Here is a 24,317-nt window from a genome sequence, read left to right on the forward strand (position 1 = left end):
GTCGCGAAAAGTTCTATGTTTTCCGCGGCGTTTTTCCTTATTTTTCACCTTCAGCTTTCATATCTACGTGAAGACTTCCATCTGTTTGAACTTCAGCAAAAAACACAGTTTTCACATTGCCAATACCCTGCTTTTTCAACTGTTCATACAACCACTCTTCCGTCAAATTTAGTTCCGCTAAATTCCCTTTCGAAATTTTCCCTTCTGCTATTACTTCGGTTGGTATATATTTAGGAACCTGTACAGTAGCATTTACATCTTTTTTCGTGGCGGCTTCTAGTCCAGCTTTTTTTAAAACACTTAACTTACCGTTTGTTTCAAGTATTGCATAATGGACATCTTTAACCGAAAAAATAGATTGTTCACGTAGCATCATACCCAAATCATTAAGGTGGAGACGTAGCTTCTTCAAGGAAGCTTCAACTATTTTCCCTTCATATACAACGATAGTAGGCTGATCATCAAGTAGAATCCGCGCCTTTTTAGATTTAAATGCAATGTAGCTCATTAGTATCGTCAGGAATGCCCACCAAACCATCGCTATGAGTCCATCCAATAGTGGGGTTTTGGATACTCCCGCGATTTCTCCCGCGATGGAACCTATCGTAATACCGGTTACGTAATGGAAAAACGTCAGTTGAGAAATTTGTTTTTTCCCCATAAATCGTGCAAGTATTAGCAGGACAAAAAATGTAACTGTCACCCTCATAATCATTTCCCAAAAGTCCACTTCAAAAAAGTCATCCAAAGTTCACACCTCCGCTTTACAGAGAGTGTTCCACTATTGCCCATTGCCTATACATGTAAATGACTAGGCGTTTACATGAAAAAAAAAAAAAGAGAGCTCCGCCAACAGCCATCTGCGAATGACTTTTTTTTGGACAGCTCTCTCTATTTTTATATCGACTGCATTTTGTTCTTCTTCAATATTCCCGCAAGTAAACCTGTAACCATGGCCCCAGCGACTATCGCTAATGCATACAGCAATACTTTTCCAATACCACCATCGACAAGCCCCATAACGAATACGCCACCATGCGGTGCACGTAACCCAATATCAAATAGCATTGTAAGCCCACCAGTTAATGCAGCTCCAGCCACCGATGCTGGAATAACACGTGCCGGGTCTGCCGCTGCAAACGGAATGACACCCTCCGTTATAAAACAAGCTCCAAGGACGTAAGCTGTTTTTCCCGCTTCACGCTCTTGTTTTGTAAATCGTTTTTTGAACAATGTCGTTGCAATTGCCATGCCTAGCGGCGGCACCATCCCTGCTGCCATAACCGTTGCAATGAACCCAAAGTTTTGTGCATCGAGCATCGCAATTCCGAATGTGTACGCGGCTTTATTAATCGGTCCACCCATGTCAATTGCCATCATCGCACCTAATAATATACCGACTAGCACCTGGTTTGTTCCACCAAGCCCTTCCAAAAATACTGACATACCCGTATATAATTTAGTCAAAGGAGGATTGATCATCATCATAATGAGTCCAGTAATCGCAATACCGAACACTGGATAGAACAACACCGGTTTTAATCCTTCAAGTGCATCGGGTAATGCCGCAAATGCTTTCTTAACAAGAACTGTTACATACCCTGCTAGGAAACCGGCAATGATTCCGCCTAGAAATCCAGAGCCCCCGCTGACACCGTCAACACCTGTAACCGTAATCGCGATTAACCCACCGACCATACCTGGAGCAAATCCGGGGCGGTCCGCGATACTCGACGCGATGAATCCTGCTAATACAGGAACCATCAAGAAGAATGCATTTCCACCGCCTATTGTATTTAGCATTGCTGCGAATGCATTGTAATCTGCACTATTCGGATCACTTGAATTTATACCCCAGAAGAACGATAACGCAATTAAAATTCCGCCACCAACAACAAACGGTAGCATATTGGACACACCATTCATTAAATGTTTATAAAAACCGCTTTTGGTTTCGGAAGTGTCACTATCCTCTTTAGACTTATCATGTTTGTAGATTGGTGCGTCTTTAATGATTGCTCGATTCAACAATTCTTCCGTTTCATAGATTGCCTTGCCGACCTTCGTCTGTATGACCGGCTTACCGTTAAAACGAGCCATTTCAACTTTGGTATCTGCGGCAACAATAATAGCATCCGCTTCCGCAATATCCGCGTCTGTCAAACGGTTTTTCACGCCAGACGAACCGTTCGTTTCCACTTTCAATGAAATGCCCATTTCTTTCGCTTTGTCAGTTAGTTTTTGTGCCGCCATGTAGGTATGCGCTATCCCCGTTGGACACGCAGTAACGGCAAGTATTTTCGATGTAGATGAAAGTGATGGTTTTGATTCAACTATCTCTTCAGGTCCTTCCAACTCGATTTCCTTGTCATTGACCGCTTGTAGTATTTCATTTTTTGACGAAGCACTTAGAATTTTTTCTCTAAAATTTGAATCCATCAAAAATGTAGCTAGTCTTGATAGCGCTTCCAAATGGTCGTTATTTGCTCCTTCGCTCGCAGCAATCATGAAAAACAGATGAGCCGGCTGGCCGTCCAGCGATGCGTAGTCGATACCTGGTAAAGAACGGCCAAATGCGATTCCCGGCACCTTAACAGCTGCTGATTTCGCATGTGGAATCGCAATTCCATCGCCGATTCCCGTCGTCCCTTGCTCTTCTCGGGCCAAAATATCTTGTGTAAATACCCCTGTATCATTCAAATTTCCTGCACGATCGAACTGATTTATCAGTTCTGTCAATACATCCTGTTTAGATGTAGCTTTCACATCCAAAATAATTGTAGCTTCAGTTAATAATTGTGTGATTTTCATCATTTCACATCCCCCTTATCTAATGAACTAATCAATACTTGGTCCAGCAATGCTAGTACATCTTTTTTCTCACAAAGATCCACTCTAAAAGCTGTTGCACTTCCGCTTGCAACACCCGATCGGAATGCCTTAACTGGATCCCCCTCTTTCGTGAAGGATGCAAGAAACCCGGATACAAGTGAATCACCAGCCCCCACCGTATTCACAACCTTCCCTTTTGGCGCTTCCGCAAAAACAGCAACCTCTTTCGTAACGAGCAGTGCCCCTTCCCCACCCATGGAAACGATGACATGTTCGACGCCTTTTTCAATAAGTTTCTTAGCGTAATGGTGTGCTTGCTGTTTGTTTTCTATTACCGTATCGAACAATTCACCAAGCTCCTGTTCGTTTGGTTTAATAAGAAATGGCTTCATGTCAATCAATCCTTTTAATGCAGGACCCGATGTATCAAGAACGAAATGTACGCCATTGTCATTGCAGATAGTTGCGATATCCTCGAAAAAAGTTTTCGCTATTGATTCAGGAAGACGGCCTGCAAGAACGAACCAATCACCTTTTTTCATGTTCTGCACTTTCGCCATCAATTGCTGTTGCTGTTCTAGTGTTATATCAGGACCAGGACCATTCAACTCTGTTTCTTTATCGGCTTTGATTTTCACATTGATGCGCGTAATTTCTTCAGTTTGGATAAAGTCCGTATGAACCCCTTCTGACTGTAGAGATTGTTGAATATAGTCACCTGTGAACCCACCTACAAAACCTAAAGCAATGTTGCTAACTTCTAATCGGCTTAACACACGTGACACGTTTATTCCCTTTCCCCCGGGATAGTAATATACATCTTTAGAACGGTTCAGTTTACCGCTCCTGAATTCGGGTAAATAGGTAGTATAATCAAGCGAGGGTGTGATTGTGCACGTATAAATCATGATTTCCCCACCTTTACTGTTGTTTTTTGCTCCAATAAGTTGATAGCTTGTTTTTCGAAATCACTTACTATCAATACGGCTTTATCGAGTGGCATAATAGTAGCAAAACTTACTTTGTTATATTTTGAATGATCCGTCACGACATATGTTTTTCTCGAGAGTGTAGAAGCAAGCCTTTTAACAGCGGCTTCTTCTGGATCTGGCGTTGTATAGCCGATTTCCAAATGGAATCCGTTGACGCCAAGAAAGCATTTGTCAAACTGATAGTCGCCAAGCGTCTGGATTGTTTGAGGTCCCACAAGGGCACGAGTGCGGGATTTTATATAGCCACCCGTCAAATAAGTCGTTATTTCGTATTCCATCAATGAATCAACATGTGTCAATCCATTCGTCACAACGGTCACTTTTTTATTCTTTAAATAAGGAATCATCTGCAAAGTGGTAGTCCCTGCATCAAGAAAAATACAATCCCCATCTTGGACAAAAGAAGCGGCATAAGTAGCAAGCTGAATCTTCTCTTGAAGGTTTTTGGATGCTTTATCCGAAATACTAAGTTCTTTTGTGATTCGCTCGCTTATTGTAGCGCCTCCATGGATACGATCCAATTTATTTAAGTCTTCGAGATCGTTCAAATCCCTGCGAATTGTTGACTCTGACGCGGATGTCGCATCGACTAACTCTTGAATTTTAACTGTCTTTTTCTCAGTCAATAAATTCAAAATCAATTCATATCGTTCATTTGTCAACATATGAACACCACCTCTAATTAGCTGTAAACTCATATTACTTGAAATCCCTTTCATAATCAATCATAATCTTCCATAGTCAGTCACCAACTTTATAATACAGTAATTGATACTAACAATTAGGAGGAATACACATTGATAGAAAAACAATACACCATTTTAGGTACTGCTGGTTTACACGCCCGTCCAACATCCGCTCTCGTTAGTGCGGTTAGTTCTTTCAAATCGGATATTACACTGGAATACGTCGGTAAAAAAGTAAATCTGAAATCCATTTTAGGTGTTATGTCACTTGGAGTAGCTTCAGGCACTACCATTACAATTGCGGCGGATGGTGAAGATGAAGCGGATGCAATTGCAAAAGTCGATGCAATTATGGAATCCGAAGGCCTTGGAAAGTAATAACAATCTCGAGTTGTGATAATAGCAAAAGGGTTTCTAATCTGTTTCATGGACTAAATCGTAAACACATACCCAGCCCCGACAAGTAAGAGGGATGTAGTTCAATCCCTCCCGGAGGACTTATAGGATAGAAGCGACAGAGGAAGGCAACCTTAGGATCGCGATATCCTTTTCAATAGCTGCATGACCCACGTCTCCAGGGGCTAGGCGTTGGAGTCTAGACGTAAAATCACTAAGTTACAACTTATCCACAGTACGAGATTTCATAATTTCCTAAACATCAAAAAAATGAAAAGCCACGAATGGTATCGGTTACCATTCGTGGCTTTTCACATATTGTTTCATTAATCTAGTTTCACCCTGAGGATTGCACCTGTATTCGCATCAATTTTAACTTCATACTTATGACCTTCTGCCGTTCTTATGTCAATTTCATATACTAACATTCCGTCGTCGTAATCTAATTCCGCTTTTACGACCTGGCCTGGAACCCGTTCTAATGCAATGGCCATCGCCTGATTTATTGTAATCCTCCGGTATTGTGGGTTCTGATAATGTTCATGCCAATGTTGGTTTTGATTTTGTCGATTCTGATTCGTCACCCAATCTCCTCCAATTCGATTATCCCGTTGTCCTTAACATTCTATTCAAGGATGGCTAATATGTGCTGAATCCCTAAGCCCATAACTGAAAAGACAATTAAGCAGTTCCTAGGTATATGATTTGCACTTGAGGGTTGCTTAATTGTAATGATGTTTTCCATCATTAAATAGCTATACCTTTCAATCAACGTTCTCCTCTTTTTCTTCCTGCTTTTGGCTCAACATAAAACGTGCCGAAACTGGATCCGATCTGGTCAATAATTTGGATAGATACGAAGACGTCATGCTGTAGCTACCTTCTATTTTCTCTGATAAAAAGTTGGTTCGCTCGTATAGGACTGAGCGTAGATAATCCAGTTGCCTTATCACTTTCCCTAGCAATCCTTCTTGGTTGTCCAGCCTGCTGATCACGTCTTTTTGTATATCTTCTTGTTTCAATAATTGCTCTGACAACAGCTTTTGATAATCTAATTGTTCATTCATTTTGACTACGATTTCCTCATTTGCAGAAGTCAGTATTTCTATACTATTGACAATTTCTTCATTTGACTGGCTGACCTCATTCACTTTCCCGATGAATTCTCGATTCATTATTCGCTCATGTATCAACGTACGTTGTAACATTTCGTTTTTAGTTTCTACTTTTTTTAACGACTTCATAACATCTTTTCCAAACTTTTCATGTCGGAAATCACTTTCCTTGATTTCATTCAAACGATTATTGATTGATTTCAATTGATTGGATTGTGTGTTTTTCTGTTGCTTTAGTAAGGTTTCCATGATATTGAACTGTTCACCAACCGAATGAGACGCTTCCCTATGTTCCTTCATCCATTCCGCTATCGGATCTATTTTATAGTGTTCTTGGTTCCTCCCTAAAATGTCTGCATTATTTTTAAAAACATCCGGGTGCCCATTTTTGTTAATAAACAACCCCATCTCACTTACCCCCTCGTCGTATTAGCTTATGCAATTCACGACAAAAGGGTCATTGAGTCACGTCTGATGATTAACCAAAACTAACCAGTGAATAACATAATTACCTTCCGGGCGCTACTTGTATAGTTGCATTTTTGGATTGCTTCGGATTGGATGACTTCTATTCAATTAGCGGGATGTCTGGATGCAAAAGTACTTGTAGTGCTTATGCTTTTTTTGATGAAAGAATAGCTGACATCCAAGTCGGAGAAAAGCCGCCAAAGATGCAATTTTGGCGGCTGAAGCTTTCTATATGGTTTTTTCTTTTCTCTAGTAAAGAAGTGGCACTTGCTATAAGGTATCACATGATTAGATGTATAATCTTTGCTAAAAGTAAGAAAGGAACGCATTGTACATCGTCCAAGAGTGCCCGAAATTGCATCTTCGGGCACTTACATCCTTCATAGAATGTCATCTATTCTATTCTTCCAAAACAACTGCATTTTCCACTTGAATAGTGTAGGAACGCGACAGGCAACTATTCGCAATAGTATTACTAAAAAGAGTGTGGCTAGAAGTGTCGGAGTCACTTCTAGCCACACTCGGACCCCTCAGTAAGTCTGTCATGAATAGTTAGTCGAAAGCGGGCCGAAAATAATGCAGTGAAAATGAAGGTCATCAAGCCCTACTCACCAGTATTTTATGCAAATAGATGGTTAATCTACAGACGTGGTTTAATTGATACATTTGTCATTAACTAGTTATTCCCATTCATAAGGTGTTTCTTGATACACATAATAATTTAGCCAGTTGGAGAAGAGTAGATGCGTATGGGAACGCCATGTATTCAACGGCTCTTTGCTTGGATCATCATTCGGAAAATAATTTTCCGGGATATCAATACCGACTCCTTTTTGCAAATCACGTGCATATTCCTCCGCCAACGTATCCGCATCGTATTCCAAATGACCTGTGATCATAATATGTTTATTATCTTTAGAAATGACGATGAATGCCCCTGCTTCCTCTGATTTGGCAAGCAAGTGTAGACGGGGATCATTTTTTATTTCCTCTGTTGAAACGGATGTATAACGTGAATGTGGTGCTTTAAATTCATCATTAAAGCCACGTGCAAGATTAATCGTTGGGTCGGATAGTCGATGCGTAAAAACGCCTGAGCATTTTTTCGGCAATTCAAATTTCCCGATTCCATAATGGTGATAGAGTGCTGCTTGGGCACCCCAACAAATATGTAAAACAGAGGTTACATTTTCTTTTGACCATTCCATAATCTCCGTTATTTCTTTCCAGTAATTAACGTCTTCAAATTCTAAATGCTCAATCGGGGCACCCGTAATAATCAGTCCATCGAAACGACGATGTTTCACATGTTCAAATGTTGTATAAAATGCGTTTAAATGCGTTTTACTAACGTTTTTAGAATCATGAGTTGCTGTGTTCAAAAATGTAACATTTACTTGTAGCGGTGTATTCCCTAATAGACGTAGCAGCTGCAACTCTGTTCTTTCTTTTTCAGGCATTAAGTTTAAAATGGCGATGTTCATAGGCCGTATATCTTGGGACGTTGCGCGTTCTTCATCCATTACAAATATTTTTTCCTTCTTCAATAGTTCTCCTGCTGGTAATTGTTTCGGTACATTGATCGGCATGTGTCGTCTCTCCCTTTTCACTTTAGTTTGAATCAAATGATTCAATATAAAAAACCCTCTTTTCTATAAGACAAGGAAAGAGGGTTTAATTAGGGCACTCTGTTCTTATCTCTCAAGAAAAAATCTTGTTGGAGGTAGCACCTTCCTGACTAAGTCAGAGGTTGCTGAAGCTTCACAGGGCCATATCCCTCAGCTTCTCTTGATAAGAATATTCAATTATTTACTATTATACTATTAAAACTACTATTGTAAACCGTCTTTTTTGACGATAATAATCAAAACAAACATTTTTATTTTAATTTTCACGTTAATTCAGCATGAAAATTGCTGAATAATATTTCTTTAGAAAGCCATATTAACGTAGCACTGAAAAAATGAAAGGAGTTGTTACAATGGGAAGAGATGACAATAAAACTGGCGGAAATAATGCACGGTCTTTACCACAAACGCCGAAAAACCAAAAAATAAAACCGGGCGACATGAATGAAGAAATAGCCCGCGAGTTTGCTGAACTCCGTTCCCTGAAACCAAAACGCGAACGAATGAACTCAAATGAAAAGAAGAGAAAATGATTACCTTTGTCATGAACAGTAACTAAAACACTCCCCGCACTGGTATTATCTTGGTGCGGGGCACTTTTTTCAGCCTACATCAGATACTTGCTTCAATTCTTTGGTCATCCGCTCGACCAAGTCAGATCTTCCGTGAAATTGGGCCGGTGTATTTTGGAAAAGTTTTATTTTCCATCCATCCTTTTCTTTTACTGCAATTAGTGTTTGATGAGCATTCAAATTTGGGTCAAGTTCTGTTCCGCCCGGAGGTATCATCCCGACGATTGCACGCAACATCGCAACCTCAGCACTCAGAAAGTACACATCTTTAACGACATTGATAAATGGAGGTGTTGGATGATCTGCAAATATCGGTTCTAAATGTGCAAAAATAGTATTTCGCCCAATTTCTTGACTTCCGTCAAATCCAATCAATTCGCCTTGCTCTGTAAATTGATCAGCCATGCTCTTAGCATCGCGATTATTCCATGCAAGAATTAAGTTATAATAAAGGGTTTTGATTTCAATTAATTCAGATGCTTCCATATCTAATTCCTCCCGTCATTTTTCCTTCATCCGAGATAATCGCTCGGGATGCTGCCTTCCTTTTCTACTTCGACATTCCATGCGATAATTGTCGTACTGTCTCGTACATTTTGTCTTTCGATTTCCATCAATAACTGCGAAATCCCTTTATCAAGTTCTTTTTCATTCAGCACGGCAACGAGATCTGACGGATCCAAAAAAGGTTCCCCCGGGCATTCCACTAAACCATCAGTCGTCAAAAAAATAAGATTGTTCCCTTTTCTCATTTCCCTTGTCCCTGACGTGTAGCATGGTACTGCTTGCTCAAACGTATTCACTTGACCAATCCATTCAAAGAATTGCCTTTGGTTAAGTTGAAACTGATTTAGGGCAATTAATTCCGAATGGAACAGATATACTAAACAATCTCCAACCGAAAACCACCAAACGTAATTAGCTTTCCTGACAACGATAAGACAAGCCGTTTCTCCCATGGCACATCTGCATTCATTCAAAAATTGTTCAGATTGAAAAATTTCAAGTAACTTCATTTCCAAACGTTTAAATCGTGGAGGACCTTTCATATCTAAAATCTCTACCAATTTTTCTTTATGCTGCCCGAGTGTTTGTATAACAAGTTCCGCACTTTCAGCACTTTTATGTGCATCCAAAATAGCCGCTAATTCCCAATCCTCGTTTTGCCAAATAACGCAGCCATCTTCATTTTTGGTTTGTCCCGCTAAAGAATTACCTCCAAATCGACCAACCGCTACACGATTAATCCATCGTACATCTCGTTCATCGACAAAGTCCTTTTCACTTCCAACCCAAGTGAGATTATTCATGAGCGCTCAATCAATCTATACGGTCTCACTTCATAACTTTCATAAACAATCGTATCGCTACTTCGAGCATCATCCACACTAGATGCAAATTGCGGGCGTTTTATCCAGTCTCCTACTTGCTCTTTATCAAAGTCAACAAATTGTACGTCAATCGTTTCAGGAGGTTGTGCAGCTGGTACGCCTGACATCGCTCTTCCACGAAAAACCATACAGATGACGCCTAACGTGATATCTTGATAAACTCCTGTCATATCACCAATTTCTGCGTGGATACCTGTTTCTTCTAGTACTTCCCGTTTAACCGCCTCTTTCAAGGTTTCACCAAGCTCAAGTCGCCCACCCGGCATTTCATATGTATCATTTCGGTGATTGTTCCGTACAAGTAATACATGTCCTTCCTCATTGACAATGTAGCCATTTACAACAATAATTTGTCTAGATTGTCCATAATTCCCCGTCGAAGTGAAAAAGTCTTCATTTGATGAAATAAATAATGGAGCTAATGATTTCCGATAATTTTGCGCTTCAGCATGCATTTCCGATGCCCGAATGCTAGCGTCCACTGTCTCATAATGAGCCCTATTATCGTATGCCCACATTGCCATTATCTCCGTCCGTTCTTCATTGACCCACCGTCCAACCAGCTGCGCTCCATGCGTCAGCTGATTCGGAAGCAAATAGGTGTGGAAAAAGTGGGTAAACGTTTCGTACATCGCTGGTTCAACCGTGTACGTTTTTCTGCGATACAACATTCAATTATTCCCCCCGTACAAATTAATTTTCAGCGAGCCCTTTTTAATAACCAAACTAGGCCAATTGTAAAAACAGCAACTAGTGTTAAAGTAAATTTGAGGTCAATGATTGGTTTGAACTTCACCTTCTCCGCATCTATCTCGTAAACACCCAAAGGTCTGACGGAGATATGTCCCCCGCCCCCTTCTCCTTGGGCACCTAAAGAGTTTCCTGTTTCACCAGAATAGCCGCCTCCCCCGCCAACAATATAATTAATCTTTGCTACCGGTAGGACTTTTTTGTTTTCAAAATTAATCGGTTCACCATAAATCAACGATACGTCTTGTTGCCGTGAAAACTTGTCAAATATCCGCGCAATAGGTGATAGGTAATTAGAAGATTTTTTAATTCCCATGTTTTCCCCACTCCCTTAATTTTTAGTTGTGATTAGGTTAGCTGTCGTTTTTTCAACGTAAAATAGTATCCATCTATTTTACGCTGATATTTCAATACCGAAATTGCACTTTAACCGTAGCGTTAATCGAAATCTGCCCCTGTTCAATCGGTGTGGAGCTAGTCATTTCTCTCGCAGCAAATATTCGATATGCGATGGGTTCTGCTCTTAATTCTTCAACAATTTTAATTGGATGTGGATCAAGTTGCAGTTGCATTGTCTCAGCAATTGTTTGCGCCTTGGCTAATGCGTTTTTAAGTGCAAGGCTCAATGCTTTTTGATAGTCCAATTGTTCATTTTCAACCTTGAACTGGATATTTGATACCCTGTTTGCCCCGTTTTGGACCGCCACGTCTATTATATTTCCAACTTGATCAATATCTGTAATTTTTACTGTAATCGCATTCGTAACTTCGTATCCTCTAAATACTTGTTCGCCTTCGATATAGTTGTATTGGGGAACTATAGTGTACGAAACCGTTTGTATATTCTCCCTGTCGATCCCCATTTTCAATAACGAATCGATGACTTGATTCATCTCATAAGCATTTTCCTTTTGTGCATGGTTCAGTTGTTTGTTTTCAGTACTGACTTCCAACTGGATTTGAGCAATATCCGGTGCTAGTTTAAGACTCCCAATTCCTGTAACAGTCATAACCCGCGGTTGTCGGCAGGTCATTTGTTGGGCATAAGGATAATACATATGTCTCCACCTTTCCTGAGCATCATTACGCTACCTTAGATAGTATGCTGATTGTCTCGAAAAGATATTTATATTAGCACTTAACGTAAAACTGGACGATAGATTACTTGAGTACCACTGCAGTATCTGAAGACTATTTGACTAATTTAGATACATCCACATCCACTTTTCGAGTACTTTAAAAACGTCGCTGTTCACTTTCTTGCCGATTCCCTTCGAACTCAAAATTACAAAGACTGATTTCAAAAAGTTCTTTACCGTTCTTTGTACGTGATAGGCGTCAAGTGATCCTTTATTTTCAAGCATTTCAGATTCTACCAGTCCGGCCAGTTCTTCAATCCATACTCGTATAACCTTCTCAGCATCTTGATGCTTTATTAATGAAGCTATTATAATAGCTAAGCGTTCTTCCTCTTCATCCAAATAATCAACTTGCCTTAACAAGGAATATTGAACTGCATGAAGAATTCGACTGATATCCTCTTTTTTCAGTAGAGGATGTTTTGCCAAGGCATCCAAGGCATCTGCGCCATGTGCGATGGCATGCGCCCAACCATTCCCCTGGATAAAACCTCGTGTGTCTTTTTCTTCCCTCATATAGCGTATAACCTTGTTCACTGTATACTGAACAAGTTCTGGATTTACTATTTGTTTCTCAATGTCATATTCAATAACTGCAGCAATGACGAGTGCAGAAAAAGAACGTGTAAATACTGAATCAGTTCCAGACTCGCCAATCCCGTAAAATAGATAGTCTTCCTGTAATACCGTCTCAAGTAGATTCTGAATTTCTTCTGAATTTAATTGATTGGAAGCTATTACTTTTCCAAAACTTCGATAGATTAACTGGTCACGCAAAAAACCATCTGGATTTCCAATTTGCGTCAACATCTCTTGCCTAACTTCCTTCGATAGCTCTAGTATCTTATCTCCTAAATAACTCTCTAAAGTTGTTGCCAACATAACTATTCCCCCTAAACGATCATTTATCGTTGCCTTGTATAAGGCTATATGTCTATCCTAAGTTATTATCTTTTACATCAATCAGCGTAAATCGTTCGCAAACAAGGAGCATGTCCTCAGTGAACTCAAGTCCAACTTCTCGTAATTCACTCGTAAAGAATCTCACATGAGCCAATTTCCAATCTTCATATGACCCTTCCCCTTCAGCAAGTGCAAACTCTTCCGAAACTTCATTCATCGGTACAAGCGATACTGCAATGGTCTTAATGATTGCCACTGGTTTTTCGTCGCTATTTAAAATAATGCTGTACTCATCTATTCTGGGTAATGGCTCGTTCTCCAGTTCATAAAGGACATGACCTGAACATGTTGCTGTCTTTTCCCCATCAATTACAAGCTGTGCAAGCTCATCTGGTAAACCACCAAACATCCATGCGTTGACAGAAGTAGGCTTCTCTTCGTTCTTCCAAAATTCGTCCCAATAATTTTGTGCTGCTACATTCACCTTGAAATCCCCTTTCGCTACAAATAATTATAAATCTCGTATATACCCAAGCTCTCCTACCTAGATCGAGAGAATTTTATTCATTTCAATAAGACCGTACTGGTGAAATTAGATGGAGGCAAGTTGAATCATTTTGCGGCTGAATGACAATCGGTTTCATCAAGCCATCAAAACGTATCGTGACATTTTCTTCTTGTATCCTTTTTAGTGCGTCAAGTACAAAACGACCATCAAATGACATTTGGATATCGTTCTGTCCTTCGATATGTATAATTTTTTGAAGCTCTTCGATCATCCCGACTTCAGTAGAATTGGAAGATATTTTAATAGTAGCATCATCCACAATCTCCAATTGGATGTTATTGTGTTTCCATTCAGTCGAAAATACACAAGCTCGATCCATTCCTTCTATTAATACTTGAGTATTCATGGTTATCAATGCCTTTGATTCGGTTGGCACCAAAGATCCAGTGTTAGGATAGACACCCTCAATTAACCTTGAATAAAGTGAACTGTTAGCGGTTCCAAACACAATGAAATTATTCGTATAAGAAATCTCGACGATTGACGAATCCGCCTCTTTAAGATGCGTCAGTTCTGACAAACTTGTACTCGGAACTACAAATGATTCTGTTGTTTTAGATTCTATAGTCACTTCTCTACGTGCTAATCTATGTGAATCTGTTGCTGTACAAATGAGTTTGTTTTCTTCAAACTCCATCTTCACTCCAGTTAGTACCGGTTTAGCCTCACTTTTTGAAACCGCAAATGCAGTTTGCTTTATAGCCTCCGTTAATTTCCCAAATGGTATTTCAATTTTAGTATTGCGATCCATCTCCGGAAGTTTTGGATAGTCATTCGCATTGAATCCATTTAGTTTTGTTTCAATATCCCCCGATTTTATCGTGATTGAATCATTGCGTCCTAATTTAATACAAATATCATTGGGGAGTTTTTTCACAATTTCGTTCAAATATTTCGATAAAACAACTACACTTCTAAATTCTTTGATATCCACGACCTTTTCTCCACTTATTAGTAAAGGGATAGTTCTTTCAATAAAAATATCCGAATTGCTACCCGTAAGCTTAAGTCCATACTCGTTGGCTTCTATTTTTATTCCAGAGAGTATTGGAATAACGCTTTTTGATGAAATAATTTTATTTATATCAGAAACTGCAGTCGTAAATGAAGCGTAGCTTACTGTAAATTCCATAAAAGCCCTCCTAGTCACTGTCCAAACTAATAATCTCAAGCTTGCTCCATACAACTTGCCAATTCTTTTTCTTAATCCTTTCTTCATAAATCTTCATCCGTTCTTTCTTATCAAAAAAATAAGGGGTCGGTTTCACCCTCAAATTTACAACATCTTCTATACCATGAGGCGCTGTTAATATGACATTGTTTCCTTCATCCAATTTCACCCCCAAAGCTGTTGCTGTTTCAGGAAACCTTGAAATCGCATCAACAGACGAAGTATAGGGGATGACATTATTTACACTATGCATTCTTGCCTGATTTTTGACCGACCAAGGGATAGCAGGTAGAAGTCTTTTCAACACTTCCTCATATTCCTTTTCCACACTTTTTTCACTATTTGTTCGATCATAATAGATGACATCAATATCTGGAGTCGTCGTCCTTTCATTGAAACCGTGCTGCACATCCCAAATTTTAGATCGAACAAATCCGGCGCAGATCCACCAATCAGGCAAATTCAATGATTTGGCGTATTTCAATAGGTCCATCATCCACTTATCCTCTTGAATTAAAACAACAATTTCTCTTTCAGTTGTAATGACCATAAACTACTCCTCTTTCATTCACACTGCTCACATACTCGTACAAAAAAACTGGATTAAATCTTCATGCTCACCAAAAACCTTTTCAATGACTAAATTTACATCTTCCGTCTTACATTTCTATGTATCTGCATATGATTAGACTTCAATCCAATACTCCTTGCCATCAACACTTCGAGCCATGAAACGATAATCTATCAGAAATCTTCTTACTGTGGCAAAATCAGGATAAATCGTCGCCAATTTGTCATTTATTTCTTTTTCCACATAAATTCTATCTACTTCAAATTGCTTAATTATTTCTTGGGCAATAATGTACTTCCTTTTTTCTTTACTCGGAAATACGTCAAGCGGTCCTTGCAAACCTTGTTTGAAGTAATTTCCCAATACTTTTTCTCTTTCCACATCAGTGATTGTAAATCGTTCACCCAATTTAATCATTCCTTAATATATATGTTGAACAAATGAATACGGCTTATGCTCTTTAAAAGGGCTTTTGGGAGGCCACTGAAAAAGTCCCAATACTTAGAACTAATTAGATTTCCCGCCAATACCGCTTCGACGCTTTGTGGATGCCTCCCGCGATAAGTCAGAAAGAAGATCCCTTTCAGTCTTATCGCTCCGGCTAGCACGAAGTCGCGCCTTCGCTGGATAAATCTATGTTAGAAAGTGTATTTCATTGTCGGAGATAAGACCTGCAGTCTGTAGTACGTCTTTCTTCAATGAGATTAGTATCAAATAGTAATCACATTATAATCTAAGTCTATACATCTCAAAATCACTTTCAATAATGAAAACTCCAGCGCAGGCGCGGCAAAGGGGTAGCCGAAGCCATGAGACTGGATGCGGAGCGCCAATCCAGGCTCATGGCGAGAGGCATCCCCAAAGCGCCAAGCGATCTACAATCCACACTCCGAATTACACTCACTCACTAATGAACAACCTAGCGCAGGCGCGGCAAAGGCGTCGCCGAAGCCGTAAAACTGGATGCGAAGCGCTAATCTAGACTTACGTCCAAAGGCATCCTCAAAGCGCCAAGTTTTCTCAATCCACATCCCGAAATACAACTCTCTCCTTATTGAGCACCACAGTAGATTCAATGGGATTCTTTAATTCAATATATAGATATTATTTTTATCCCCTTTTTATAGCAGTCTACCTACCAAGTTTTGTCGAGTTTATCAGCATAGAACTCAATTGCTCTTTTATATGATAAGATTTCACCATCATTTGTCGTGTAAGCTAGACTGGTTAGTAAAATCTCCATGGCTTCATGATGCTTACCAACATTGTATAATGTCATTGCGTAGAACGTTTTCACAGCATTGTTTTCCGGGAAGTTTTCAATTCCTTTTTCCAAAACTGTTTGCGATTTTTCATACTTGCCTAATGCGCGATATGAACTACCTAATCCTATAAATGCGCCTATTGCATTTGTATCATCTAGGCCTAATTGGATGGCTTTTTCGTAATAAGGTACAGCATCTGCTTCTAACCCAAGAACATCGAAACTCCATGCATATTGATAATTTACTAGTGCATTGTCTGGGAATTCCAAAACTAGATTGGAAAGTAACGCATTTGATTTCTCAAGCTTCCCTTCACTTCTTAACTGAATTGCTTCTTCTAAATTCTCCATTGTACTTTCCCTTTCCCCTGAAATATTTAAAAAGCTGCTTGTAAAAAATGACTAATCCAGATAAATGACTGAACTTATCCGTTACCTCGTTCTTGCCCTATAATAGCTATATCATCCCACCCATATGCGACTTCACTCAACTTCTTTCCTGCAATTTCGAGTTCTTCAGTGTCAACCTTCTTTCCACCTAACATTTCATAGAAGCGGCAAGCCGGGTTCTCTTCTATCGCCCATATAAGCATCGAGTTCAAATTCTTATTTTTTAAATCATCCACGACAGATTGAACGAGTAATCGACCAATTCCTTTTCCTTGGTACTCTTTCAATATATAAATCGCATATAATTCCCCAATAAATGCCTCGTATTTCCCGGTACGCTCTTTTCCACCTGTAGAAAATCCGATAACTTGACCATTTTCATTTTCTGCTATGTATACGTTATTCTCTTTTATCCCCTTTTTCCAAGTCAGCTCGCGCTGCTCGTAAGAAAGATTATCTAAAAAAGGATCCGGCACAATTCCTTTATATGTCGTCCTCCAACTATCCACATGGACTTTTGCAATTCCTGTTGCATCCTCTACCTCTGCTTTCCGAATTAATATCTCACTCACTCCTTTCAACGTTGTAATAAGACTGAAACAACAGCTCAACATTTTTCAAAAAATCATTTAGGACGTGCTTCATAGGGATGGATTTGACCTATTATCCCCATTTCTTCATCTGCCTCAATCTGTTTAATAACTCCGTTCGCAATCTCAGCATGTGTAAGCCAACGTGAGCCACTGTCTGCCATTACAAATCCTAAATAGACTCTCCGATAGTTGCACTTGCTTGGAATACGGATAGGGTCATCTTCGAAATACCGCCGACTTCCCTTTACATGGAACAGACTAAACGGTGTGTCCCCTGGGTTCATCTCACAAATCCGCTCTAGTACACTGTAATTCGGTGTCCAGCTAATAATTAGTTCAAACGAGCCACGTTCCAGAATCGCTTTTTTAATTTCGTCATATACATCATCTGTATTATAATCAGCTATAAGTGGGAATATAGAATTTGGCGAACCTTCTACTTGCAATCGTTTAAACTTCGACAATGTACGCCCAATGACAGAAACAGAATAACCTTCACGTGCAAGATGAAGACAAACTTCGGCAAGCATACCCGTTCCGCCAATGATTAGAGCATGATTATTACTTTTCATACACTTACCTCTTTTCTGAAGACAGGACAATTGATTTATTCAACATATTCTTGGCCATGTAATAGGCACTTACTGAAAAAAGTTGTGTAATTTGTTGTTCTTGAATCATTTCTTCGATTAAATCAAAAGAAATGAGTTTCACCTCAATCTCCTCAGTTTCATCCAATTCCTGCTCACATTCTTTGAATGCATCCAAAATTAGAAAGGTAACAATCCTATTTGTTTGAGTAGCCGGATTTATCATAAACTCACCAAGTTTTATCGGTTTCGTCGTTGAAATAAAACCCGTCTCTTCGCGTAACTCCCTCAAAATCCCCTCCTCATGTGACTCTCCCTCTTCAATTTTCCCCGCAGGAATTTCTAAAAAAAATCCTTCACCAGGATGACGGTATTGTTCTACGAATACGACACGTTTATCTTCCGTTAATACAATGGCATTTACCCAATCTTCATACTCATGGACAAAATAATCATCAATGATTGCCCCATTCGGAAGCTGACACATGTCTTTCCTCAAATTGCCAAAAGGAGTTTTAAAGTGATATTCTGACTTAATCGTTTTCCATTTCTCCACAGTAAATCCCTCAATTCTTCCGTGACATGGCGGCGATATATTTCCCTATACAAACACTACGAAAGTTAACCAGGTGCAGAAATGATTCGGAATCACTTCTACACCTGGTATTGAATTTATTCGAGTAGACTGAGGGATATCTCACTTACAACTTCATCAAATGTGTCGTCTCAGAAGCAGTGTCATCCAGTTCAAATCCGTTTGCCCTATAAAAAGCATCTGCTTTTGAAGATTCTGTCCGCACTGTCACTTCTTTAAATGCATCGCGTGAATGATCAACAATTTCTTTCAGTAAAAGAGATCCTACACCTTGCCGCCTAGCATCATCTAATACATAAAACCGCTGCAAACGTGCAACTTGTGTATCTTCGGAAAAAGGTGATTGGTTTACTCCACCTATCGCTACTACCTCACCCTCCTCATTTTGAACAGCTAACAATGCTTCACCCGGTTTGTTGAACGTATTTGTTCCATCCTCATAATCATTGACCAGTCGTGTTAAAAATCGGTACCCTTCCGTTTCGCTTTCTTTCACTAAATGAGAGATATCAATTGCCTTTAAATCCTCAACTTGCTCCACTTTGTAAGTCATTTCTATTCCCCCTATCAATTGAATGATTGCAACATACAGTCTATTTCGACAAATGGGGTAGAAAAACCTTTATAATAAACAAAAATGACCTGTTGCGAATAATTCGCAACAGGTCATTTTCACCAATTTCATTTCATATTATCTTCATCAAATTGTGCTTTAGAAAAACCGCGGCCAAGTATCTCCGACGCATTCAAGAAGATGACAAATGAGGTTGGTTCTTGTGTTTGAAGTAATTTTTTAAAGTAGACAGCTTCCGATTGTTCAACGACACATAAAATCATTGTTTTTTCTTGATTGGAATACCCGCCTATTGTTTTAATCTTCGTTAATCCGCGATTAATATCATTTTTTATAATGGCTTGGACTTTCTCTTCTTTATCCGTAATAATGAGAACCAATTTGGTCGGCGACGTTTGCAACTGAACAAAGTCAATCACCTTACTCGTAACGTAAATTGCTATCATCGCGTAAAGAGCAAGTTCAAAGTTAAAGACAAATGCCGATGTGACTACAACTAATCCATCTACAAGCAACTGTGAAAAACCACTCGAAAGGCCCGTATATTTCTTAACCAATTGAGCGATTAAAGCAGTACCACCTGTCGAACCGTTAGCCCTGTATACAATACCGAGACCTACACCAAGCATAATCCCGCCGTAAATCGCACTTAATAATGGGTTTTCTACTGCAAGCTTTATGTCCGTTGTGAGCCAGATGACAAACGGAACAAAAAATGTCCCAACTAACGTTTTCATACTGAATTCCTTGCCGACAAGCAAGACCCCAAGTATTAGTAGTGGAATATTAATGAGCCATTGAACGTAAGCTGGATTGAATTGGAAGAGTTCATATAGTATTGTACTAATCCCTGAAACGCCACCTGCCGCTAGCCTGGACGGTAACAGGAATATATTGAAGGCTAGACCAACGAGTGCAGCCCCAAAGATGATCTGTATATATTCAAATAAGACCGTTTTTCTAAATTTTTGTATTGCCATTTTTTTCTCCCTCTCTTTTACCCTTTCCATTCTAACAAAAAACGAGCTAGAACATCATTTTTTTTAAACCAACTTCAATTATAGATAATAACTGAATGCCTCATAGCCAAAATAGAATGATAAAAGAGATAGAAGACTGAACACGATGCTCTCTACCTTGCTTCCGGTTCTTGTCGTCAATGGAAAGCGAACTGTCATGCTAAGTGGGAAAAGCAGTTTGATTCCGTTTTTCGTCGCCATATCTAATATGTAATGACTCACCATCCCCGCTAAAAGTCCAGCCTTCACAGCTTCATTTGGGATAAAGGCATTCAGTAACGTCGCGATAATCACTAAGAACAATAAACTGTGTGTAAATGTACGATGACCGAATAGCATATTGATAAGTTTCGATAACAACTTAAATTTTCTTCCGATTTTACTACCACTGTGACAAATGTCAGGAAGTAACGCGCCAATTATCCCCGCTCCAAGCATTATAATCGGATCATGATTTGTAAATTGTGCATAAGCAAGACTTGCTGCAATGCCGCCTACGATGTGTGTTTTCCCTGTCATGCTTATTCTCCTTTTTCAGCTAAATTCATTTCTTAACTAGTTTGAACTCCTCTTCATTAAAGCAAAAAGATTCGCTATGTTTCAATTTCCAAATTCCCACCATTCTAATTCTCTTCTTGGCCACTAAAGCGTATGTATGAGTCCATTTGCGCAAAATAGTTACTGCTCCGTTTACATCGCTATTCATAAAGATATAAGTTCCAGCTCTATAGAGTTCTCGAACACTCGTCTTCCACTGAAAATGGGTTTTTCTCCTTTCAATCCTATCTTCATTATACCAAACGAACGTTCTTTTTAATATAGTTTCGACATATTTATTCCATAATAAAAACCAAGAATACACACAGCTAAAGTCACAAGTGTTTTTAGTTTGTTCATAAACGTTGTTGCAGTGCATGGATCAGAAATCATTCAAATATTTCTTAATGGATTCCAACAATTTCATTTGAAAATATCAAGCCGATGATGTACACTATATTTACAAGCTGCGTTGTGCGTATAAATATTAAGTTTTAACCCTTAAGCTGTAATCGGGAGTTTTACCTAGATACAGGAATGGCATACCCAGTTCTTTCGATAACTGGGGCATACAGGATTGTTTCTGCGAACACCCACTTTGAGAAGTGGTGGTTTAAAACTTTCTAAGACCATACGGCAAAGGCGGCTGAGCTTTATAAAGCTGTAAGCACCAATTATTCACAGACTAGCATCATCCTTAATTGGGTGGTGCTTTTTTGTTGTAAAAATGTCATTGGGGTTAAAGTGGGGTTAAAATTCTTATCGTCCAAACAAAATCCTTACATATAAAAGTAAATATACGAAAACCGCCACACCTTAATGTGTGTGGTAACTCTGATTAAACAGGACTTGGGGAGGTGCTCTACTTTCTTGTCGTTTTATACTCAGAGCCGTAAGGGATCGCGTAGTTATGAAATTGATTCTATAGAAGAAAGATTGGTATAAGATTAAATAATTTCTACGAACGTTGTGAGGGTTTCCCATTAAAGGGTTATATAAATATTCAATAAAAATTAAAAACACTTAGCTGATTTTGTGAGACGACTAAAACTAATCATTGACCCGTCTTTGTGTAAGGTTATAAAACAGGGTTCTTATGACTATGGTTGATTTATAGATACTAAAATATGAAAAATGAATATATATTATTTCTATTAAAATAATGGTATCATTTTACAATAGTCGAATTATTGGTAGTATTGTAAATATTAAGAATCAGCTACAATTCCCAATATTTGAAAGGAGAGTAAATTTTTGAGAAAAATTATCATTACATTCTTGTTAGCTGTATTAACTCTAACCACAATTTCTTCACACGTTGCAGAGGCAAACTTCAAAAATCCTGCGAATGACATAAACATGGACAAGCTCGTAAATGGTGGAGAACTCACAAACGAACTAGATGAAACATTTGACTCTGTAATAGAACAAGCTATAATTTATGATGAGGCAGGAAATATCAAATCTTTTGATTTTGAAGTATTAAAAGAAAACTTTGGTTCATCTGCCGAATTAGATGAATTACAACTTCAATTGGAACAGCATGGTACAGAATGTTATGTAGAGCCTGAAATGACTATTATGTTAAATCCTGGCGGAGAGTTTCCGGATATGCAAGAAACGGTGCGTAAGCAAAAGGCATGCTTCGAGAAAAAATTAGTAAATAATTACAAGGACTATCTAGGCCTTAATGCAGTCGCTACTGTGTGGGAGGCAGTTAAATCTGCACGATACAGAGTTGCTGCAGATGTACTCATTAAAAATGGAGCTAAAACTAATGCCAACGCTCTTGGAATTTCATTAGGTTATTATTATGTACAGTGCGCAATTAGTAACTAGACAGTTAAATAAAACCACGTTATGAGTTTCTAACGTGGTTTTTATTTATTTTAGGAGGGTGAGTTTTGAATTCTGAAAACATAACACTATACATAATATTTTTCATCTTAATGGTTGTTGGTGTCTTCACTAGCCACTCTAAGGCAAAGAAAAACAATGAAGAGCTTGATAGTCATCCAGTGCTAAGAACAATCACTACGACTGTTTTTTTCCTTGTAGGATTATTTCTACTTATTTTGAGTGTATTAATAGACGTGAGTACTATTTTTTATTTCGGCCAGGCTCTAATATTCATTGCTAGTGTATTTACTATGATTTCCCTTTGGAAAGCCTCGAAGGTTTACGCAGTATTCATATTATTACTCTCTGTGGTTTTTATAATTTATTTAAATTTATAGACCCACATATGATGCGCATTAATATAATCAGGAGTGAGCTTGTTCTCTCGTAAATTAGTTATAGAAGATACTCAAATAACAACAGCCACCTTCTCAATCGAGTTGGTGGCTGCTTTCTTTCCCTCTCCATATAGCTAATTCCACAATAATGTCTTACTATTAAACTATCAGAAAAAGATTATCTAAAGCTGTATAAACGGGGCGAGTCGGACGAGTACATCGAGGAGAATGAACAAATAGGTTGATGATGAGAAAGGAGTAGGTTTTTTATAGAGAACAAAATGAGAAAGAGGAGATTCGAATGAAAGTGAGTCAAACACTAAAAACACTAACAGCTGGAGTAGTTCTAGCAACAGGATTGCTTGTACTCCTTCCTGCCCATACAACTGTACAAGCTTCAGGTACTGGTCTAGTACAAACTCCAGAAGGTTACTGGGTTCCAGCTAGTTCTGTGGAAGCTAAGAAGCCTGTAGCAAAACCTGCTGTGAAAGTTGTTGCTCCAGTCAAGAAAGCAGCAGTAGCTAAAGCACCTGAAGTAAAAGTATCTGAGTTTAAAACATTAGCTGAGTTAAAAGTTATTGCTAAAGATTTATACAACAGTCCTGCCCATCAACCTAAAAATGTAGTTGTTAAAACCAAAACTGATTTAACTTGGACTTTTGTTGATTACTATTTTAGCACAAGTGACTTTAGCGAGATAGCTTCTGGGTACACATTCTATGGTAGAAATATTGATATAGATACTGTAAAAGTAAAAGATGATGTTTACAATACTACTTTGAGTGTGGTAAATCATCGTGATGCAGCTGACGAACTTGCTTGGAACAAACGTATGGACGATGCTGAAAAATTCATTGTAGCAAACTATTCTTTAAAGACTGAATACGATGTAGTTTAAGCAGTTAATGATTTCATCATCAAACGTATGGCTTACGGAGAGCAAGTGACAGATGCTCATGTTCTATTAGTCTTCGGTGAAAACGGAACTACTTGTAATGGTTATACTGATTTAGTAGCTGAGTTGCATCATCGCTTTGGTCTAGAGTCTAGATTAGTAGCAGGAGATACTCATTCTTGGAACGCGGTAAAAGTCGGTGGAAAATGGTACCATACTGACTCTACTTGGAATGACAACCTTTCTGGTAAAACTACTAAGTACCTGCTTATGACACAGTCTGAACGCGCACAAGATATCAAAGTTATGAAAACAACTTTCAAAGCAACTGATGTAAAGTTCAACCAAAGCACAGCTAAAGCTTATTCATATCAAGCAATTAAGAAAGCTAATGCTGCAAAAAAATAATACAAAACAGTTATCCTTTTAAAAAAGACCTTT

29 protein-coding genes, 1 other RNA gene and 1 riboswitch are annotated in these 24,317 nt (G+C 38.8%); of the genes, 6 read left to right on the top strand and 24 right to left on the bottom strand.

Annotated features, from left to right (window positions below):
• Positions 1 to 37: 37 nt before the first annotated feature.
• From MKZ26_RS07820 to MKZ26_RS07835, 4 genes are all read right to left on the bottom strand, one after another.
• Positions 38 to 748 (bottom strand): DUF421 domain-containing protein, encoded by a 711-nt coding sequence (locus MKZ26_RS07820; RefSeq protein ID WP_340765562.1) that lies wholly within the window; start codon positions 746 to 748, stop codon positions 38 to 40.
• Between the two features lie 149 nt (positions 749 to 897).
• Complete coding sequence (locus MKZ26_RS07825; RefSeq protein ID WP_340767620.1) at positions 898 to 2,811, bottom strand: PTS fructose transporter subunit IIABC; 1,914 nt, start codon at positions 2,809 to 2,811, stop codon at positions 898 to 900.
• Positions 2,811 to 3,740 (bottom strand): 1-phosphofructokinase, encoded by a 930-nt coding sequence (gene pfkB, locus MKZ26_RS07830; RefSeq protein ID WP_340765563.1) that lies wholly within the window; start codon positions 3,738 to 3,740, stop codon positions 2,811 to 2,813. The genes MKZ26_RS07825 and pfkB overlap by 1 nt, the downstream gene beginning before the upstream one ends.
• Positions 3,737 to 4,489: a DeoR/GlpR family DNA-binding transcription regulator gene (locus MKZ26_RS07835; protein WP_067213873.1), complete on the bottom strand. Its 753-nt coding sequence runs from the start codon at positions 4,487 to 4,489 to the stop codon at positions 3,737 to 3,739. Before MKZ26_RS07835 ends, pfkB begins: the two co-directional genes overlap by 4 nt.
• 132 nt (positions 4,490 to 4,621) lie before the next feature.
• On the opposite strand from MKZ26_RS07835, the gene MKZ26_RS07840 reads away from it, so the two are divergent.
• On the top strand, positions 4,622 to 4,888 hold the full coding sequence (locus MKZ26_RS07840) for a phosphocarrier protein HPr (protein ID WP_067207033.1): 267 nt from the start codon (positions 4,622 to 4,624) through the stop codon (positions 4,886 to 4,888).
• Positions 4,889 to 5,232: 344 nt separating this feature from the next.
• Here MKZ26_RS07840 and MKZ26_RS07845 read toward each other — a convergent pair whose 3' ends face one another.
• The 3 genes from MKZ26_RS07845 to metA all read right to left on the bottom strand — a co-directional run bounded on the left by MKZ26_RS07845 (position 5,233) and on the right by metA (position 8,078).
• A complete protein-coding gene (locus MKZ26_RS07845; protein WP_340765566.1) occupies positions 5,233 to 5,490 on the bottom strand; it encodes a PepSY domain-containing protein in 258 nt (85 codons plus the stop codon).
• Between the two features lie 180 nt (positions 5,491 to 5,670).
• Positions 5,671 to 6,429, bottom strand: coding sequence for a hypothetical protein (locus tag MKZ26_RS07850; protein WP_340765568.1), 759 nt, complete (start codon positions 6,427 to 6,429; stop codon positions 5,671 to 5,673).
• 740 nt (positions 6,430 to 7,169) lie between these two features.
• Positions 7,170 to 8,078: a homoserine O-acetyltransferase MetA gene (gene metA, locus MKZ26_RS07855; RefSeq protein WP_340765570.1), complete on the bottom strand. Its 909-nt coding sequence runs from the start codon at positions 8,076 to 8,078 to the stop codon at positions 7,170 to 7,172.
• Positions 8,079 to 8,180: 102 nt separating this feature from the next.
• Positions 8,181 to 8,287: riboswitch (SAM riboswitch) on the bottom strand.
• Between the two features lie 183 nt (positions 8,288 to 8,470).
• On the opposite strand from metA, the gene MKZ26_RS07860 reads away from it, so the two are divergent.
• The gene (locus tag MKZ26_RS07860) at positions 8,471 to 8,650 is read left to right on the top strand and encodes a hypothetical protein (RefSeq protein WP_067207021.1); all 180 of its coding nucleotides are present in this window, start codon (positions 8,471 to 8,473) and stop codon (positions 8,648 to 8,650) included.
• A gap of 69 nt (positions 8,651 to 8,719) precedes the next feature.
• Here the strand turns inward: MKZ26_RS07860 and MKZ26_RS07865 are convergent, their stop codons facing one another.
• The 17 genes from MKZ26_RS07865 to MKZ26_RS07945 all read right to left on the bottom strand — a co-directional run bounded on the left by MKZ26_RS07865 (position 8,720) and on the right by MKZ26_RS07945 (position 20,726).
• Positions 8,720 to 9,175 (bottom strand): SgcJ/EcaC family oxidoreductase, encoded by a 456-nt coding sequence (locus MKZ26_RS07865; RefSeq protein WP_340765572.1) that lies wholly within the window; start codon positions 9,173 to 9,175, stop codon positions 8,720 to 8,722.
• 26 nt (positions 9,176 to 9,201) lie between these two features.
• The gene (locus tag MKZ26_RS07870; RefSeq protein ID WP_340765574.1) at positions 9,202 to 9,999 is read right to left on the bottom strand and encodes a protein phosphatase 2C domain-containing protein; all 798 of its coding nucleotides are present in this window, start codon (positions 9,997 to 9,999) and stop codon (positions 9,202 to 9,204) included.
• Complete coding sequence (locus tag MKZ26_RS07875; RefSeq protein WP_340765577.1) at positions 9,996 to 10,751, bottom strand: NUDIX hydrolase; 756 nt, start codon at positions 10,749 to 10,751, stop codon at positions 9,996 to 9,998. The genes MKZ26_RS07870 and MKZ26_RS07875 overlap by 4 nt, the downstream gene beginning before the upstream one ends.
• Positions 10,752 to 10,780: 29 nt before the next feature.
• Positions 10,781 to 11,146, bottom strand: coding sequence for a hypothetical protein (locus MKZ26_RS07880; protein WP_340765578.1), 366 nt, complete (start codon positions 11,144 to 11,146; stop codon positions 10,781 to 10,783).
• Positions 11,147 to 11,237: 91 nt separating this feature from the next.
• Positions 11,238 to 11,888, bottom strand: a complete 651-nt coding sequence (locus MKZ26_RS07885) for an SIMPL domain-containing protein (protein ID WP_340765580.1) — start codon at positions 11,886 to 11,888, stop codon at positions 11,238 to 11,240.
• Positions 11,889 to 12,029: 141 nt separating this feature from the next.
• The gene (locus tag MKZ26_RS07890) at positions 12,030 to 12,851 is read right to left on the bottom strand and encodes a DUF2785 domain-containing protein (protein WP_340765581.1); all 822 of its coding nucleotides are present in this window, start codon (positions 12,849 to 12,851) and stop codon (positions 12,030 to 12,032) included.
• 52 nt (positions 12,852 to 12,903) lie between these two features.
• On the bottom strand, positions 12,904 to 13,356 hold the full coding sequence (locus tag MKZ26_RS07895) for an ASCH domain-containing protein (RefSeq protein ID WP_340765583.1): 453 nt from the start codon (positions 13,354 to 13,356) through the stop codon (positions 12,904 to 12,906).
• Positions 13,357 to 13,441: 85 nt separating this feature from the next.
• Entirely contained in the window at positions 13,442 to 14,572 is a 1,131-nt protein-coding gene (gene dnaN, locus MKZ26_RS07900; RefSeq protein ID WP_340765585.1) for a DNA polymerase III subunit beta, read from the bottom strand.
• A 10-nt stretch (positions 14,573 to 14,582) separates the two neighbouring features.
• Complete coding sequence (locus tag MKZ26_RS07905) at positions 14,583 to 15,161, bottom strand: nucleotidyltransferase family protein (RefSeq protein WP_340765587.1); 579 nt, start codon at positions 15,159 to 15,161, stop codon at positions 14,583 to 14,585.
• Positions 15,162 to 15,296: 135 nt separating this feature from the next.
• Positions 15,297 to 15,590, bottom strand: coding sequence for a DUF2087 domain-containing protein (locus tag MKZ26_RS07910; protein ID WP_340765590.1), 294 nt, complete (start codon positions 15,588 to 15,590; stop codon positions 15,297 to 15,299).
• Between the two features lie 727 nt (positions 15,591 to 16,317).
• Entirely contained in the window at positions 16,318 to 16,797 is a 480-nt protein-coding gene (locus tag MKZ26_RS07915; protein WP_340765592.1) for a tetratricopeptide repeat protein, read from the bottom strand.
• A 74-nt stretch (positions 16,798 to 16,871) separates the two neighbouring features.
• Positions 16,872 to 17,399 carry a GNAT family N-acetyltransferase gene (locus MKZ26_RS07920; RefSeq protein WP_340767621.1) on the bottom strand — a complete coding sequence of 176 codons (528 nt, stop codon included), beginning with the start codon at positions 17,397 to 17,399 and terminating at the stop codon, positions 16,872 to 16,874.
• A gap of 62 nt (positions 17,400 to 17,461) precedes the next feature.
• Positions 17,462 to 18,001 carry a short-chain dehydrogenase gene (locus tag MKZ26_RS07925; RefSeq protein WP_340765594.1) on the bottom strand — a complete coding sequence of 180 codons (540 nt, stop codon included), beginning with the start codon at positions 17,999 to 18,001 and terminating at the stop codon, positions 17,462 to 17,464.
• A 4-nt stretch (positions 18,002 to 18,005) separates the two neighbouring features.
• A complete protein-coding gene (locus MKZ26_RS07930) occupies positions 18,006 to 18,575 on the bottom strand; it encodes an NUDIX hydrolase (protein WP_340765596.1) in 570 nt (189 codons plus the stop codon).
• A gap of 145 nt (positions 18,576 to 18,720) precedes the next feature.
• On the bottom strand, positions 18,721 to 19,167 hold the full coding sequence (locus tag MKZ26_RS07935) for a GNAT family N-acetyltransferase (RefSeq protein WP_338653142.1): 447 nt from the start codon (positions 19,165 to 19,167) through the stop codon (positions 18,721 to 18,723).
• A 128-nt stretch (positions 19,168 to 19,295) separates the two neighbouring features.
• On the bottom strand, positions 19,296 to 20,168 hold the full coding sequence (locus MKZ26_RS07940; protein WP_067206981.1) for a YitT family protein: 873 nt from the start codon (positions 20,166 to 20,168) through the stop codon (positions 19,296 to 19,298).
• A 78-nt stretch (positions 20,169 to 20,246) separates the two neighbouring features.
• Positions 20,247 to 20,726: a metal-dependent hydrolase gene (locus MKZ26_RS07945; protein WP_340741696.1), complete on the bottom strand. Its 480-nt coding sequence runs from the start codon at positions 20,724 to 20,726 to the stop codon at positions 20,247 to 20,249.
• Between the two features lie 479 nt (positions 20,727 to 21,205).
• On the opposite strand from MKZ26_RS07945, the gene ssrS reads away from it, so the two are divergent.
• The 4 genes from ssrS to MKZ26_RS07965 all read left to right on the top strand — a co-directional run bounded on the left by ssrS (position 21,206) and on the right by MKZ26_RS07965 (position 24,284).
• A non-coding RNA gene (gene ssrS / locus MKZ26_RS07950) (6S RNA) lies at positions 21,206 to 21,397 on the top strand.
• Between the two features lie 601 nt (positions 21,398 to 21,998).
• Positions 21,999 to 22,583: a hypothetical protein gene (locus MKZ26_RS07955; RefSeq protein WP_340765598.1), complete on the top strand. Its 585-nt coding sequence runs from the start codon at positions 21,999 to 22,001 to the stop codon at positions 22,581 to 22,583.
• A 699-nt stretch (positions 22,584 to 23,282) separates the two neighbouring features.
• Positions 23,283 to 23,879, top strand: coding sequence for a hypothetical protein (locus MKZ26_RS07960; protein ID WP_340765601.1), 597 nt, complete (start codon positions 23,283 to 23,285; stop codon positions 23,877 to 23,879).
• Between the two features lie 45 nt (positions 23,880 to 23,924).
• A complete protein-coding gene (locus tag MKZ26_RS07965; RefSeq protein ID WP_340765604.1) occupies positions 23,925 to 24,284 on the top strand; it encodes a transglutaminase domain-containing protein in 360 nt (119 codons plus the stop codon).
• The last annotated feature ends 33 nt before the right edge of the window (positions 24,285 to 24,317 follow it).

Source organism: Sporosarcina sp. FSL K6-6792 (assembly GCF_038004885.1).
Classification (GTDB): domain Bacteria; phylum Bacillota; class Bacilli; order Bacillales_A; family Planococcaceae; genus Sporosarcina; species Sporosarcina psychrophila.